The 15,100-nt window shown below is 63.9% G+C and carries 15 protein-coding genes; 13 read left to right on the forward strand and 2 right to left on the reverse strand.

Annotation, left to right across the window (positions count from 1 at the left end; translation table 11 throughout):
• Positions 1-36 precede the first annotated feature (36 nt).
• The 11 genes from can to QZ648_RS22820 all read left to right on the forward strand — a co-directional run bounded on the left by can (position 37) and on the right by QZ648_RS22820 (position 11,142).
• A complete protein-coding gene (can, locus tag QZ648_RS22770; RefSeq protein WP_169066253.1) occupies positions 37-1,179 on the forward strand; it encodes a carbonate dehydratase in 1,143 nt (380 codons plus the stop codon).
• Positions 1,180-1,181: 2 nt separating this feature from the next.
• On the forward strand, positions 1,182-2,141 hold the full coding sequence (locus QZ648_RS22775) for a DMT family transporter (RefSeq protein ID WP_291998396.1): 960 nt from the start codon (positions 1,182-1,184) through the stop codon (positions 2,139-2,141).
• Entirely contained in the window at positions 2,138-3,274 is a 1,137-nt protein-coding gene (locus QZ648_RS22780) for an acyl-CoA dehydrogenase (RefSeq protein ID WP_169066251.1), read from the forward strand. The genes QZ648_RS22775 and QZ648_RS22780 overlap by 4 nt, the downstream gene beginning before the upstream one ends.
• Before the next feature lie 186 nt (positions 3,275-3,460).
• On the forward strand, positions 3,461-4,075 hold the full coding sequence (locus QZ648_RS22785; RefSeq protein ID WP_291998397.1) for a 2-hydroxychromene-2-carboxylate isomerase: 615 nt from the start codon (positions 3,461-3,463) through the stop codon (positions 4,073-4,075).
• Positions 4,075-5,700 carry a carboxyl transferase domain-containing protein gene (locus tag QZ648_RS22790; protein ID WP_169066250.1) on the forward strand — a complete coding sequence of 542 codons (1,626 nt, stop codon included), beginning with the start codon at positions 4,075-4,077 and terminating at the stop codon, positions 5,698-5,700. The genes QZ648_RS22785 and QZ648_RS22790 overlap by 1 nt, the downstream gene beginning before the upstream one ends.
• Positions 5,701-5,714: 14 nt before the next feature.
• Positions 5,715-6,509, forward strand: a complete 795-nt coding sequence (locus QZ648_RS22795) for an enoyl-CoA hydratase/isomerase family protein (RefSeq protein ID WP_291998398.1) — start codon at positions 5,715-5,717, stop codon at positions 6,507-6,509.
• A gap of 124 nt (positions 6,510-6,633) precedes the next feature.
• Positions 6,634-8,670 (forward strand): acetyl/propionyl/methylcrotonyl-CoA carboxylase subunit alpha, encoded by a 2,037-nt coding sequence (locus QZ648_RS22800; protein ID WP_291998399.1) that lies wholly within the window; start codon positions 6,634-6,636, stop codon positions 8,668-8,670.
• Position 8,671: 1 nt separating this feature from the next.
• Entirely contained in the window at positions 8,672-9,616 is a 945-nt protein-coding gene (locus QZ648_RS22805; RefSeq protein WP_169066247.1) for a hydroxymethylglutaryl-CoA lyase, read from the forward strand.
• Between the two features lie 16 nt (positions 9,617-9,632).
• A complete protein-coding gene (locus QZ648_RS22810) occupies positions 9,633-9,902 on the forward strand; it encodes a DUF1289 domain-containing protein (protein WP_291997342.1) in 270 nt (89 codons plus the stop codon).
• 39 nt (positions 9,903-9,941) lie between these two features.
• Entirely contained in the window at positions 9,942-10,133 is a 192-nt protein-coding gene (locus QZ648_RS22815) for a DUF1289 domain-containing protein (protein WP_169066246.1), read from the forward strand.
• Positions 10,134-10,227: 94 nt separating this feature from the next.
• Positions 10,228-11,142, forward strand: coding sequence for an MBL fold metallo-hydrolase (locus QZ648_RS22820; protein ID WP_291997341.1), 915 nt, complete (start codon positions 10,228-10,230; stop codon positions 11,140-11,142).
• A 22-nt stretch (positions 11,143-11,164) separates the two neighbouring features.
• On the opposite strand, the gene QZ648_RS22825 is transcribed toward QZ648_RS22820, so the two are convergent.
• Positions 11,165-11,617, reverse strand: a complete 453-nt coding sequence (locus QZ648_RS22825) for a thioredoxin family protein (RefSeq protein WP_291997340.1) — start codon at positions 11,615-11,617, stop codon at positions 11,165-11,167.
• Between the two features lie 26 nt (positions 11,618-11,643).
• Positions 11,644-12,987 (reverse strand): response regulator, encoded by a 1,344-nt coding sequence (locus tag QZ648_RS22830; protein WP_291997339.1) that lies wholly within the window; start codon positions 12,985-12,987, stop codon positions 11,644-11,646.
• A gap of 407 nt (positions 12,988-13,394) precedes the next feature.
• Between QZ648_RS22830 and ribBA the strand changes: the two genes are divergently transcribed.
• Positions 13,395-14,528 carry a bifunctional 3,4-dihydroxy-2-butanone-4-phosphate synthase/GTP cyclohydrolase II gene (gene ribBA, locus QZ648_RS22835; protein ID WP_169066243.1) on the forward strand — a complete coding sequence of 378 codons (1,134 nt, stop codon included), beginning with the start codon at positions 13,395-13,397 and terminating at the stop codon, positions 14,526-14,528.
• The gene (gene ribH / locus QZ648_RS22840; protein WP_291997338.1) at positions 14,528-15,043 is read left to right on the forward strand and encodes a 6,7-dimethyl-8-ribityllumazine synthase; all 516 of its coding nucleotides are present in this window, start codon (positions 14,528-14,530) and stop codon (positions 15,041-15,043) included. Before ribBA ends, ribH begins: the two co-directional genes overlap by 1 nt.
• The last annotated feature ends 57 nt before the right edge of the window (positions 15,044-15,100 follow it).

Consider the following 15,100-nt stretch of genomic DNA (forward strand, 5'->3'; position numbering starts at 1 on the left):
ATCTTTCAACCCTTGCACGTAACGTTCGAGAAGATCATGACCACCACTCTGCGTAACCTCACTGCTGACGATACCGCCGCGGTCGAAGACGTTCGCCAGTTCTTTCGCAATTACGCCGCCTGGCTGGGCGTCGATCTGTCGTTCCAGGGTTTCGAGGAGGAAATGGCTTCGCTGCCGGGCGCCTATGCTGCTCCCGCCGGTCGTCTTTTCTACGCCGAGCGTAACGGCCAGCCGGCTGGCTGTGTCGGTATCCGGCCGCTCTCCGCAGGACTGTGCGAAATGAAGCGCTTGTATGTCGAGCCCAGTCAGCGTAGTGCCGGTGTCGGCCTCGAGCTGGCGCTGGCGGCGATCAAGGCGGCCAAGGAAATCGGCTACAAGCGACTGCTGCTCGACACCTTGCCGGCCATGCGCGTTGCTGTGCGCCTGTATCGCGAGTTGGGGTTTCACGAAGCGCCAGCCTACTACCAGACGCCGATCGAAGGGACGATGTTCCTGGCTCTCGATCTGCAGAACTGGACCGAGCAAGAAGTGGCCAACGAAAACCTCTTTCACCTTTTCGACTTCAACCGCGCCTGGTCGAATCGCATGCAGGAAAGCGATGCCGACTATTTCATGCGTCTGTCGCAGCTGCAAACGCCGGAGTATCTGTGGATCGGGTGTTCGGACTCGCGGGTGCCGGCCAACGAGATCGTCGGCCTCCTGCCGGGCGAGATCTTCGTGCATCGCAACGTTGCCAACGTCGTCGTGCACACCGATCTCAACTGCCTGTCGGTGATTCAGTTCGCAGTTGATGCGCTCAAGGTGCGGCACGTGATGGTCGTCGGCCACTATGGCTGTGGCGGCGTCAAGGCGGCGCTCAATCGCGATCGCGTCGGGCTGGTCGACATCTGGCTGCGACACGTCCGCGATGTCCATGACAAGCACCTGGCGCGCGTCGATAGCCTGCCACCTGAACAGCGCCACGATCGCCTGTGCGAGCTCAACGTCCTCGAACAGGTGGCCAACGTCTGCCAGACTTTCGTCGTCCAGGACGCCTGGCAGCGCGGCCAGCCGCTGACCGTGCACGGCTGGATCTACGGCCTCAAGGACGGCTTGATGCGCGACCTCGGCTTTACCGTGCATCGCCCGGAAGATCTGCTGCCCACTTATCTGACGGCGCTTGAAGCCTTGCAGGGCTGAGCGTGGCGGCTTCCTTGCCAGTGGCCCGCGAGCGCGCCGCCGTCGCGTCGCTGGCAACCTATTGCAAGCTGATTGCTACCGCCGCACTGTGGGGGGCAACCTGGGTCGCGGCACGCGTCGCGGTCAGCGAGGCCGCGCCGCTGGCCGTGGCCAGTTGGCGCTTCCTGCTTGCTGCGCTGGTCCTTGGCGCGCTGCTGGTCGTTCGCGAAGGCTGGCCGCGCTGGTCAGTCGGCGAGTGGCTGACGCTGAGCGCCATGGGCGCCAGTGGCATCTTCCTTTACAACGTCTGCTTTCTCTACGGCATGACCATGATCCAGGCCGGTCGCGGCGCTCTGGTCGTGGCCCTGACGCCGGCGCTGATCGCTGCCAGCGACTGCCTGCTGTTCGGTGCGCCGATGTCGCCGAGCAAGGCGCTCGGCATCGGCCTGGCTGCTTTCGGCTGCTTGCTGGTGGTCACCAATGGCCATCCCTACCTGCTCATCGCCGGTGAGGTGGGTCTTGGCGAATGGCTGATCATCGGCTGTGCCGTGATGTGGACGGTCTACACTTTCCTCGGGCGGCGAGGTACCCGCTCGCTGTCGCCGCTGGCGATGACTTTCGGCGCCAGCCTTACCGGCTGGTTGATGCTGACCTCTGCGGCGTTGTTGCAGGGGTCGCTGTTTTCGCTGGCAGAAACGAGCTGGCGTGGCTGGAGTGCGATCGCCTTTCTGGGTCTTTTTGGCACCGCCCTGGCCTTCACCTGGTACGCCGAAGCCGTGCACCGCATCGGCGCTACGCGCTCGGCCGCGTTCATCAATCTGGTGCCGGTCAGCGCGGTCATCCTTGGCGCCGTTTTGCTCGGCGAGCGGCTCGGGATGGCGGTGCTGAGCGGTGGGGCGCTGGTAATTACCGGTGTCTACATTACCAATCGCGCCGGCGCGAAACTCGCGGCCGGTGCCAATTTCAAGGAGAAAGCTGCATGATTCTGACTCAGGAACAGGAGATGATCCGCGAATCGCTGCGTGAATTCGCGCAGGAGCGCCTGGCCCCCTTCGCTGGCGAATGGGACCGTAATCACACTTTCCCGGCGGAAGCCTTGCGCGAACTGGGCGAGCTAGGTGCGCTCGGGATGGTCGTTCCTGAAGAATGGGGCGGCGCCGGCATGGACTACATGTCGCTGGTGCTGGTGATCGAAGAAATCGCCGCCGGTGACGGCGCCACCTCGACCATCGTCAGCGTCCAGAACTCGCTGGCCTGCGGCATCACCATGAAATACGGCACTGACGAGCAGAAGGAGACCTGGCTGAAACCGCTGGCCAGCGGCGAGAAGCTCGGCTGCTTCTGCCTGACTGAACCGCACACCGGTTCCGATGCCGCAGCGATCACCACTCGGGCCGACCGCGACGGCGACCATTTCGTCCTCAACGGCGTCAAGCAGTTCATCACCACCGGCAAATACGGGCAGGTGGCGATCGTCTTCGCCGTCACCGACAAGGCGGCCGGCAAGAAAGGCATTTCGTGTTTCCTGGTGCCGACCGATACGCCTGGCTACATCGTCGCCCGCATCGAGGAAAAAATGGGTCAGCGCGCTTCGGATACCGCCCAGATCCTGTTCGAAAACTGCCGCGTTCCCGCCTCCTGCCTGCTTGGGACGGAAGGCGACGGCTATCGTATTGCCCTGTCGAATCTCGAAGCCGGCCGCATCGGCATCGCCGCGCAGTCGGTCGGCATGGCCCGCGCCGCTTTCGAATGCGCGGTGCAATACGCCAAGGACCGCGAGACGTTCGGCAAGCCTATCATCGAGCACCAGGCGGTCAGCTTTCGTCTCGCCGACATGGCCACCCAGATCGACGCCGCACGGTTGATGGTCTGGCGCGCCGCAACTTTCAAGGATGCCGGCAAGCCCTGCCTGAAGGAAGCCTCGATGGCCAAGATGTTTGCTTCCGAAATGGCCGAGAAAGTCTGTTCGGACGCCATCCAGATCCTCGGCGGTTACGGCTACGTCAGCGACTTCCCGGTCGAGCGCATCTACCGCGACGTGCGCGTCTGCCAGATTTACGAAGGCGCCAACGACATCCAGCGCCTGGTCATCGGTCGCGCCGTTGCCGACGCCTGACATGAGTCGCTACGCGCTCCGGGTGCGGGCGGACACCGGCCTGGCGCAACGCACACTCGCCGCGGCATTTGCCCGGCGGGCTGGGCTCGCGCCGTGATCGCTTGTAGAAGCTGCTGAAAGGGTTACGGACGGGCGCAACTCGACCGCAGGCCCACAAACACCTAAATGCCTTGGGAGAAACAGACCATGTCCGAACCCATAGACTTCTACTTTGACTTCTCGTCCCCCTACGGCTATCTGGCGTCCGAGAAAATCGACGAACTGGCCGCGCGCCACGGGCGCACGGTCAGGTGGCGGCCGATTCTGCTCGGCGTGGTGTTCAAGCACACCGGTGCGGCACCATTGACCCTGGTGCCGCTCAAGGGCGAGTACTCGGTGCGCGATTTCTCGCGCTCGGCGCGCTTCCTCGGGCTGCCCTACACGCATCCGGCGAACTTTCCGCTTGCCACGCAGCACGCGGCGCGCGCCTTTTACTGGTTCCACGATCAGGATTGCGAGCAGGCCTGCGAAGCTGCGCGCGCTTTCGCACAGGCGGTTTTTCGTGCCCTTTATGTCGATGGTCGCGACGTTTCCTCTCTCGATGTGGTGCTTGACTTGGCAGCGCAGCAGGGTGTCGACCGCGTTACGCTGTCGGAAGCGCTCGCCGGTGCCGCGCTCAAGCAGCGCCTGAAAAGTGAATGCGATGCAGCGCTGGCCAGGGGGGTTTGTGGATCACCGTATATGATCGTCGACGGCGAGCCATTTTTTGGCGTTGACCGCCTGCCACAAATGGACCGCTGGCTGACCTCTGGAGGTTTCTGATGCCCGTGTTGCAAACCCAGCTCAACGCGCGAAGCCCCGATTTCAGGGCCAACGCCGAGGCCATGTGCAGCGTCGTCGCCGATCTGCGCGCAACGGTCGCGCGCATCGCCCTCGGGGGGCCTGAAAGCGCGCGCCAGAAACATCTGGCACGCGGCAAATTGCTGCCTCGCGAGCGCGTCAACGCCCTGGTCGATCCCGGCTCGCCCTTCGTCGAACTGTCGCAGCTGGCGGCCTACGGCATGTATGGCGGGAGTGCCGAGAATCCTTTCGAGGTGCCGGCCGCTTCGCTGATCACCGGCATCGGCCGGGTGAACGGCGTCGAGTGCATGATCGTCGCCAATGACGCGACGGTGAAAGGTGGTACTTATTACCCGCTGACCGTCAAGAAGCATCTGCGCGCGCAGGAGATTGCCGGCGAGAACCGCCTGCCGTGCATCTACCTGGTCGATTCGGGTGGTGCCTTCCTGCCCATGCAGGAGGATGTTTTTCCCGACAAGGAACATTTCGGTCGCATCTTCTACAACCAGGCCAATCTGTCGGCGGCCGGTATCCCGCAGATCGCGGCGGTGATGGGCTCATGTACCGCGGGCGGCGCCTACGTGCCGGCGATGTCCGACGAATCGATTATCGTCAAGGATCAGGGGACGATCTTTCTCGGCGGGCCGCCGCTGGTCAAGGCGGCGACCGGTGAAGTGGTCAGCGCCGAAGACCTCGGGGGCGCCGATGTGCATACGCGTATCTCGGGGGTCGCCGATCACCTCGCCGAAAACGATGCGCATGCACTGGCCATCGCTCGCCGCATCGTCGGCAACCTCAACTGGCGCAAGCGGCCAGCGCTTGCCCTGAGCGAGCCGCGCCTGCCGCTGTACGCGGCTGAAGAGTTGTACGGAGTGATCCCGACCGATACCAAGAAGCCTTTCGACGTCCGCGAGATCATTGCCCGCATCGTCGATGGCTCGGACTTCGACGAGTTCAAGGCGCGTTACGGAACAACCCTGGTCTGCGGGTTCGCGCGCGTCTGGGGCTATCCGGTCGGCATTGTCGCCAACAACGGCATCCTGTTTTCCGAATCGTCGCTGAAAGCCGCCCACTTCGTCGAACTGTGCGCGCAGCGCGGCATCCCGCTGATTTTTCTGCAGAACATCACCGGCTTCATGGTCGGTCGCAAGTACGAAAACGGCGGTATCGCCCGTGACGGTGCGAAGATGGTGACCGCTGTCGCCTGTGCCAGGGTGCCGAAATTCACCGTCGTCATCGGCGGTTCGTTCGGCGCCGGCAACTACGGCATGTGTGGTCGAGCCTACTCACCGCGTTTCATGTGGATGTGGCCGAACGCGCGTATTTCGGTGATGGGCGGCGAGCAGGCAGCGGCAGTTCTGGCAACGGTCAGGCGCGACGGCATCGAAGCCGCCGGCAAGTCGTGGAGCGCTGCCGACGAAGAAGCCTTCAAGGCACCCATCCGCGCCCAGTATGAGCTCCAGGGTCACCCCTACTACGCCAGCGCCCGTCTCTGGGACGACGGCGTGATCGACCCGGCCGACACCCGCCGCGTCCTCGGACTCGGCCTGTCGGCGGCAATGAACGCTCCTGCCGAAGCGACGAAGTTCGGCATTTTCCGGATGTGATGAACGAGGCTTTGATGAGCGACTACGAATCCATAGTGACCGAGGTCGACGGCGGTGTTGGCATCCTGACCCTGAACAAGGCGCAGCGCCACAACGCTTTCGACGAGCAACTGATCGCCGCGATCACCGCCGGCCTGCGTGAACTCGACGCCGACCCCGCGGTTCGCGCCGTCGTCCTGTCATCGACCGGCAAGAGCTTCTGCGCCGGTGCCGACTTGAACTGGATGCGCGCGGCTGCCAACTACTCGGAGGAGGAAAACCTGCGCGACGCGAATCGCCTCGCCGAACTCTTGTCGACCCTCAACGAACTTTCGAAGCCGACGATCGCGCGTGTTCAGGGGCCTGCCTATGGCGGCGGCGTCGGCTTGATCGCCGCTTGTGATATCGCCGTCGGCACCTACGATGCCGTCTTTTCGCTTAGCGAAGTGAAGCTGGGAATCATTCCGGCGGTGATCAGCCCCTACGTTCTGGCGGCTATAGGCGAGCGCTACAGCCGGCGCTACATGCTGACCGCCGAGCGCTTTTCGGCCGCCGAAGCCTATCGGATAGGCTTGCTGCACGAGATCGTCCCCGGTGACGAACAACTCGACGAAGCCATTGGCGAGATTGTTGATGGTTTGCTGGCCAATGGCCCGCGCGCGCAGGCCGAGTGCAAGGCGCTGATACGTGTCGTTGCCGGGCAGCCGATCGACGAGCAGACCATCGCCGAAACGGCGCAACGCATTACCCGCGTGCGCGCCAGCCCGGAAGGCCAGGAAGGTCTCGCCGCTTTTCTCGAAAAGCGGCGGCCGAACTGGCTGCTCGAGTGAGGCGCAGAGTTGCCGACTTGCCGGGAAACGATGCCCCGAGATCAAGAGCTATTGTCTTGCGGCTTGCCGCTGCTGACTCTGCTACTCGCGCTGCCCTGGCGGCGTGAAGGTGAAAGGTGCTCCGATGTTTACCAAGATTCTGATTGCCAATCGCGGCGAGATCGCCTGCCGAGTGATCAAGACCGCTCGTCGTCTGGGCGTGCGCAGCGTCGCCGTCTACTCGGAGGCCGACGCCAACGCCCGCCACGTGCGCCTTGCCGACGAGGCGGTGTGCATCGGTCCGGCTGCCGCCCGCGAGTCCTATCTGGTCGGCGAGCGCATTCTTGATGCGGCCCGTCGTACCGCTGCGCAGGCGGTTCATCCGGGCTACGGCTTTTTGTCCGAGAACGACGTCTTTGCCGACGCCTGTGCTGCGGCGGGGATTGTCTTCATTGGTCCACCGGCGGCAGCGATCCGCGCCATGGGTTCGAAGTCCGCCGCCAAGGCGATCATGAGCGCTGCCGGCGTTCCGGTGACGCCGGGCTATCATGGCGACGACCAGGCACCGGGGCGTTTGCAGCGCGAGGCCGAGGCGATCGGCTATCCGGTGCTGATCAAGGCCGCGGCCGGCGGTGGTGGCAAGGGGATGCGTCTGGTCGAGCGCGGCGAGGATTTTGCCGCGGCGCTGGCTTCGTGCCAGCGTGAGGCAGCCTCATCCTTCGGCGACGACAAGGTGCTCATCGAGAAGTATCTGAGCCGTTCGCGGCATATCGAATTCCAGATTTTCGCCGACACGCAGGGTAATTACGTTCATCTCTTCGAACGCGACTGCTCGGTGCAGCGCCGGCACCAGAAAGTCCTCGAAGAAGCGCCAGCTCCGGGAATGAGCGCGGCACGGCGTGCAGCAATGGGCAAGGCGGCGGTCGACGCCGCGCGCGCGGTCGGCTACGTCGGTGCCGGTACCGTCGAGTTCATCGCCAGTGACACTTTCGTGCGCGACGGCAGTTTCTATTTCATGGAAATGAACACCCGCTTGCAGGTCGAGCATCCGGTGACCGAAATGATTTCCGGGCAGGACCTTGTCGAGTGGCAGTTGCGCGTCGCCAGCGGCGAGCCGCTGCCGCTGCGCCAGGAGCAACTGGAAATCCGTGGACACGCGCTTGAGGCGCGTATCTATGCGGAGAATCCGGAGCAGGACTTTCTGCCGTCAACCGGGCGACTGGTGCATCTCTCGCCACCGGCCGAGAGCCTCAATGTGCGCGTCGATACGGGCATCGAACAAGGCGACGAAATCTCGTCTTACTACGATCCGATGATCGCCAAGCTCGTTGTCTGGGATGTCGACCGCGACGCGGCTCTGGCGCGCATGTGGCAGGCGCTGGCCGACTATCGCATCGTCGGCGTCAGTACCAACGTCACTTTCCTGTCACGCCTGGTGGTCTGCCCGGCTTTCGCCGACGCCGATCTCGATACCGGCCTGATCGAGCGTAGCCGCGAGTTCCTGTTCCCGGCGCGCAGCGAACCACCGCGAAATGTCTTCTTTGTCGCCGCGGTCGCCGGTCTGCTCCGCGAGCAGGCGGCGGCGCTCAACAGGGCCAGCCATTCGGGCGACCCCTGGTCGCCGTGGAGTTCGCACGACGGCTGGCGCTTGAACATCCAGTCGCAACGCACGCTAACCTATCGCAGCGGCGATTCGGTGTACGAAGTGGCCGTTGCTTACGAGGCCGACGGCTGGCGCCTGGCGCTGGCTGGCGAGTCGGTGCTGGCGCGCGGCCGGGTTCTCGAAAGCGGTCGCTTTGCCGGCCAGCTGGCGGTCGAGCTGGACGACCGTCGCCTGGTGGCCAGCGTCGTCGCCGTCAATGAGAAGCAGGAACAGAAACGGCACGTTTTCCTCAATGGCACCACTCACGTCATTCTGCGCGACGATCCCCTGCATCTGGTTGAAGCCGGCGGAACACAGGGTGGCGGTTTGACGGCACCGATGCCGGGCAAGGTGGTGGCCTTGCTGGCGGCGGTCGGGCAGCAGGTGGAAAAGGGCGCCGCGCTGCTGATTCTCGAAGCGATGAAGATGGAACATACGATTACGGCGCCGAAGAACGGTATCGTCAAGGCCTTCTGCTACGCCGCCGGCGATCAGGTGGCCGATGGCGCCGAACTGGTCGATTTTGCCGCGGAGAATTGAGATGGCGCTGCCGGCACAGGTCAAACTGGTCGAAGTCGGTCCCCGCGATGGTCTGCAGAACGAGGCGCAGATCGTCCCGGCGGCGATCAAGGTCGAACTCATCGAGCGTCTCGCCGACGCCGGCCTGCCGGCCATCGAGGCGACCTCGTTCGTGTCGCCGAAATGGGTGCCGCAAATGGCAGACAACGCCGAGGTCCTGCGCGCGGTCTTGGCGAGTCCGCGACGCCGGCTGCAGGTGGCGTACCCGGTTCTGACGCCCAACCTCAAGGGTTTCGACGCGGCGGTAGAAGCGGGGGCGCAGGAAGTTGCAATTTTCGGTGCCGCTTCGGAGTCATTCTCGCAGAAGAACATCAACTGCAGCATTGCCGAAAGTCTGAAGCGTTTCGCTGCCGTCGTCGACACCGCCAGCGCGCTCGAGATACGCGTGCGTGCTTACGTGTCATGCGTGGTCGCCTGCCCCTACGAAGGCGCCGTTGACCCGCAGCGTGTTGCCGCGGTCGCGCGGCAGCTGCTCGACATGGGTTGCTACGAGGTTTCGCTCGGCGATACCATCGGTGCCGGGACGCCGGCGTCGGTGCAGAGAATGCTGGCGGCGTGTGCGGCAGTGGTGCCGATGAAGCGCCTGGCGGGCCATTACCACGACACCTACGGGATGGCGATCGCCAATATCTACGCTTCGCTGGAAATGGGCATGGCGGTCTTCGACAGCTCGATCGCCGGGCTCGGTGGGTGTCCGTATGCGGCCGGCGCGAGTGGTAACGTGGCTACCGAAGACGTCGTTTATCTGCTGCAGGGCTTGGCCATCGAGAGCGGTGTCGATATCGACAAGTTGCTCGCTGCCGGCCAGTTCATCTCGAGTCACCTGGGCCGCGAATCTGCGTCGAAAGCGGCGCGCGCGCTGCTCGCCCGCCAGCGGGCTGGCGAAAAGCAGGAGCAAGGTCTTTGATGGGGAGGAGATTGTCGTGAGTCAACCGCCGACGCCAAGCGTCGCTTCGCCGTGCATCAACGTCTGCAAAATGGACGACGACGGCGGTTTCTGCATCGGCTGCTTCCGGACCATTGCGGAGATCGCCGTCTGGAGCCGAACGCGGGACGAGCAGCGTCTGCACATACTGGTCGCTGTCGAGCGTCGCCGCATCGAGCACAGTGCCTGTGCGGCAGGCGAGGACTTCCGTGACGACTGTGAGCCGACGGGCAGCAGCAGAGGCGAGGAGCGAGCGCGTGAAGAATAGACCGGGCGGCAGTGGGTTACGTGAGCAGGGTCATCGCGAATGAGCACGACTGAAGACGACTATCTCTGCGTCGGTGTGTGTATGTTCGACCCCGATTCGGGTTACTGCCTTGGCTGTGGACGCCCGCCCGAGCCGGTATCCGAGGCTTCGCAGGAGATCGTCGCCGAGGAAGCGCGTCCGCTGCGGGTCGTCGATGCGGGCCCCGACGGCGATTCTCCAGGCAAGCACTGATGCTGCCGGCGCTTCTCCGGGTGAGTCCTGATGTCGCCCGACGATCCTCCGGGGAGTCGCTGATGTCTCCCGACGATTCTCCGGACGGTCCCTGATGCTGCCCGAGAACCTGCTGGTTCTCGAGCGCGGCTGGTTGTCGTCGAACAATATCGTCTTTCTTGAAGGCGAGCAGGCGGCCTTGATCGACAGCGGCTACGTCACGCAGGCCCAGCAGACCGTCGCCTTGCTCGAACACGCACTAGCGGGTCGGCGGCTGACCCGCTTGCTGAACACCCATTCGCATTCCGACCATATCGGCGGCAACGCGGCGGTGAGCGCGGCTTTCGGCTGCCAGGTCATTGTTCCGCACGGCATTGATGCGACGATTGCCGAGTGGGACCAAGAGGCGCTCTTGCTATCGCCGCTTGGCCAGTCCGCTACGCGTTTTCGCCACGACGCGACGATTGCCGCCGGCGATGAAAGCGAGCTCGGCGGTCTCAACTGGCGGGCCATTGCGGTTCCCGGCCACGATATGGACGCGCTTGCTTTTCACAACCCCGAGCGGCGCATCCTGATCTCCGGCGACGCCCTGTGGCGGAACGGCTTCGGGGTCATCTTCTCGGAGATTCTCGGCCATCCGGAAGGTGCCGGCGGCCTGAAGGCGGCCCGTGAAACGCTCGACGTGCTGGCTCGCCTGCCGGTCGAGCTGGTGATCCCCGGTCATGGCGCGCCGTTCATCGAGGTCGACGATGCTTTTGAGCGGGCCTATCGGCGGCTGGCGGCTTTCGAACAGGATATCGATCTGCTCGTCTGGCACGCGCTCAAGGTGATCCTTGCTTTTGCCTTGCTGGAAAGGCGGCAACTGCCACGTGCCGATCTGCCTGATTTTCTGGCCGGCCTGAGTTTCTGCCAGAGCGTGAACACGCGCTATCTCAATCTCAGTAACCAGGCGCTGGCGCAGCGCCTGGTTCGCGACCTGATTCGCGTCGGTACGCTACGCGACGAGCAGGGCGTGCTGGTTGCCCTGTAGGTGCGGTACAACGTCGCGTTGGCTAGACCTGTGGGCAGAGTTCGCCCAGGCTCGTTGCGTTGAGTCGGCGCAGGTCCTGGTCGTCCTGCCAGCCGTGCCGCTCGACGTTCGAGGAAGCGTATTCCTCACTTTCTTCAATGCTTTGTTCGAGGAAGGCTTCGATTGTCCGTTTCAGGTGACTTGCTGTGGGTAGCATCGTCCCGTAGAAAAGGACCAGCTCCCGGCGCTTGATGAGCAGCGTTGGGAAGTTGTCCACGTCAATGTCGCCCAGATCGTCGGCGTGTTCCTCGATATCCAGCCAGTGAAATCCGGCTCCCGGAAACTGGCGGGCAAGCTTCGCGAAGCCGTCCTGGTACTCGCGGCAAACGCCGCACCACTCAGCGCACAGGCAGACGATGACGAACTCGGCCAGCGCGGGTTTTCGTTCCGCGTGCGTCGGCGCTTGTTCGGACCTTGCTGTGCTCTCCCTCTCCATCTCGCCGCTGCTCGTTGCGTGCTGCCTCAAGTGCAGCTCTGTCCGCTAAGCAAGCTCTGAATATGGGCGAGCAGTTGCGCCTCGGGGTAGGGTTTGCCGAGCAGCACGTTTACGCCCGCGGCGTGTGCTTCACCGCGCAACTGCTCACTGTCCGAAGTGACCATGATGATCGGCAGCCCTGCGGTCGCCGCATGGGCACGCAGCTGCCGTGTCAGCTGCAAGCCGCTCATGCCGGGCATATCAACGTCGGTAATCAGTACATCGGGTAAGGCTCTCTCGATTTGCCGGGCGGCGTCCAGTCCGTCTTCAGCCATTACCACTTGATAGTGCTGCGCGCCCAACAGCCGGCCGGTCTTGACGCGGACCACCTTGGAATCGTCTGCGACCATGACCACTGTTTCTTCTGGCGTCTTCGCTTTTGCCGGCGCGACAGTCGCGGTGCGGGCCGCGGCTAGCTGCCGTGCGTCCTCGGCAGCTTTCCGTTCAGCCGCTCGGCGGGCATTTTCCTCGCTTGCCTGGCGCTCGGTTTCTCGAGCAATGGCCTGGTCGACCGCCAGCCGTTCCTCATCTTCCAGGCGCTGGGCTTTCTCAACGGCCTGGCGGTCGGCCTCGGCCTGCGCCGCCTCCCTGGCGGCCTTGCGTTCGGCTTCGGCACGAGCGGCTTCTTCTGCGGCCTTGCGCTCGGCTTCGGCACGAGCGGCCTCTTCTGCGGCCTTGCGCTCGGCTTCGGCACGAGCGGCTTCTTCTGCGGCCTTGCGCTCGGCTTCGGCACGAGCGGCTTCTCCTGCGGCCTTGCGCTCGGCTTCGGCACGAGCGGCTTCTTCTGCGGCCTTGCGTTCGGCTTCGGCACGAGCGGCTTCTTCTGCGGCCTTGCGCTCGGCTTCGGCACGAGCGGCTTCTTCTGCGGCCTTGCGCTCGGCTTCGGCATGAGCGGCTTCTTCTGCGGCCTTGCGTTCGGCTTCGGCACGAGCGGCTTCTTCTGCGGCCTTGCGTTCGGCTTCGGCACGAGCGGCCTCTTCTGCGACCTTGCGTTCGGCTTCTGCACGAGCGGCTTCTTCTGCGGCCTTGCGCTCGGCTTCTGCACGAGCGGCTTCTTCTGCGGCCTTGCGTTCGGCTTCGGCACGAGCGGCTTCTTCTGCGGCCTTGCGCTGGGCTTCGGCACGAGCGGCTTCTTCTGCGGCCTTGCGCTGGGCTTCGGCACGAGCGGCTTCTTCTGCGGCCTTGCGCTGGGCCTCTGCACGGGCAGCGTCTTCAATTGCCGTCCGTTCCGCTTGCTCGTTCGCTGAGCGACGTGTATAGAAGGAGCGCCATGCGAAAAAGGCCACGCCGACTCCCGCGGCGATCAACAACAAGCTCTCATTGATTGACATTGAACTGATCCTTCGCCCTCTTGGCATTCACCCTCGTCGGAATGTGCCGACGCACACCCAGTTACCGTTCAACTGATCAGCCGACTGCCCTGGGCTGTCGCTGTCGACCATGATAAAACGAATAATTGACTTGTTGGGCGATCGCCGGGCAGGGCGTTGGTCGACGAATAGCCGCAATAGCAGCATCTGCCTCATCCCTGCATAGCGGTCAAGCCCGGAAACTGAGAGAATGCCGGGCTCGGGAGCGATGCTGGCCGGGGCGGCGTTTGCCAGGCGAGCTTTGCCCCTTCCAGACGCAGCTGGAGCGGTGCGGCGTCCGAGGAACCTGCCCGTCTTAGCAGGCGATGGCCTGTCGCCAGTTGGCGTGGGCCTATTTACGCGCAAGCCCGGCGTGGAGGATGTAAAGAATGGCACCACAGAGCACTTCTGGCGATGTATCACCGATCGAAGAAATCATTGTCGAAATGCGTGCCGGACGGATGGTCGTTCTGGTCGACGAGGAAGACCGCGAGAACGAAGGCGATTTGATTCTCGCCGCCGAGCATGTTACGCCGGAAGCGATCAACTTCATGGCCCGTTTCGGGCGTGGCCTGATTTGCCTGACGTTGACCGAAGCGCGTTGCGGGCAACTGGGCCTGACGCAGATGGCGCGCGACAACAAGAGTCCGTACAGTACGGCGTTCACGGTTTCAATCGAAGCCGCCGAAGGGGTGACCACGGGGATCTCGGCGCAGGACCGCGCGCTGACCATCCAGGCGGCGGTGGCGCGTAACGCCGAGCCGACCGACATCGTGCAGCCCGGGCACGTCTTTCCGATCATGGCGCGCGCGGGCGGTGTCCTGGTGCGTGCCGGGCATACGGAAGCTGGTTGTGATCTGGCGCTGCTCGCCGGGCTCGAACCAGCGGCGGTGATTTGCGAGATCCTCAACGAGGATGGCAGCATGGCCCGTCTGCACGACCTGGTCGACTTCGCTCGCCAGCATGGCCTCAAGATCGGCACCATCGCCGATCTGATTCATTACCGCAGCCAGCACGAGACCCTGGTCGAGCGCACGCTGTCGAAAGCGGTACAGTCAGCGCACGGCGAGTTCATGCTGCACGCGTATACCGATTGCACCTCGAACGAGGTGCATCTGGTGCTCACCAAGGGCGAGATCTGCCCCGATCAGGAGACGCTGGTGCGGGTGCATGAACCGCTCTCGGTCGTCGATTTCCTTGACCCGGGTGGGGAGCGGCATACTTTTTCGCTCGACGTCGCACAAGCGGCGTTGGCGCGGGCGAGGGCGGGGGTGATCGTCTTGCTGCACCGTCCCGAAAGCGGTCAGGATATTCTCGCCATGCTCCGTGAGCCAGCCGCGAGCAAACGTCCGGCTGCCCGTTGGGACCCGCGCATCTACGGTATCGGGGCGCAGATCCTGCGTGATCTGGGGGTCGGCAAGATGAAATTGCTGGCCAGTCCGCGGCGGATGCCGAGCATGACCGGCTTCGATCTCGAAGTCACTGGGCATATTGCCAAACTGACCGACCTTGAAGGACTCTGATGAGCATCCAGACAACGCCTACCAACACCGCGCCCGTGCGTCGCGACGAGGCCATCGACGAATGTGCGGCTTCGCTGGACGGCGAAGGGCTGGCGATCGGTATCGTCATGAGCCGCTTCAGCCCGGAAATTGGTGAAGGCCTGCTCAGTGCCTGCCTCAGTGAGTTGCAGCGCCTCGGCGTCGACGCAGCGCGCATTACGCTGACCACCGTCCCGGGCGCTCTGGAGATCCCCCTGGCCCTGCAGACGATGGCACAAAGCGAGCGTTTCGACGCGCTGGTCGCACTCGGCGCGGTCATCCGCGGCGAAACCTATCATTTCGAGATCGTCGCCAACGACTCGAGCCGGGGAGTGATGGAAGTGCAGCTCGACAGCGGCGTGCCCATCGCCAACGGAATTCTGACCTGCGAAGACGACGATCAGGCGTTGGCCCGCATGCACCAGAAAGGCGCCGACTGCGCACAGGTGGCGGTCGAGATGGCCAATCTGCTGGTGGCACTCGGGGAGCGCTCGTGATGGCCGGGGGTTTGCCGAACAAGGCCAACGCCAGTGCCGTCAGGTCGCCGCGTCGGG

Source organism: Candidatus Accumulibacter sp. ACC012, from assembly GCF_907163155.1.
Lineage (GTDB): Bacteria > Pseudomonadota > Gammaproteobacteria > Burkholderiales > Rhodocyclaceae > Accumulibacter > Accumulibacter delftensis.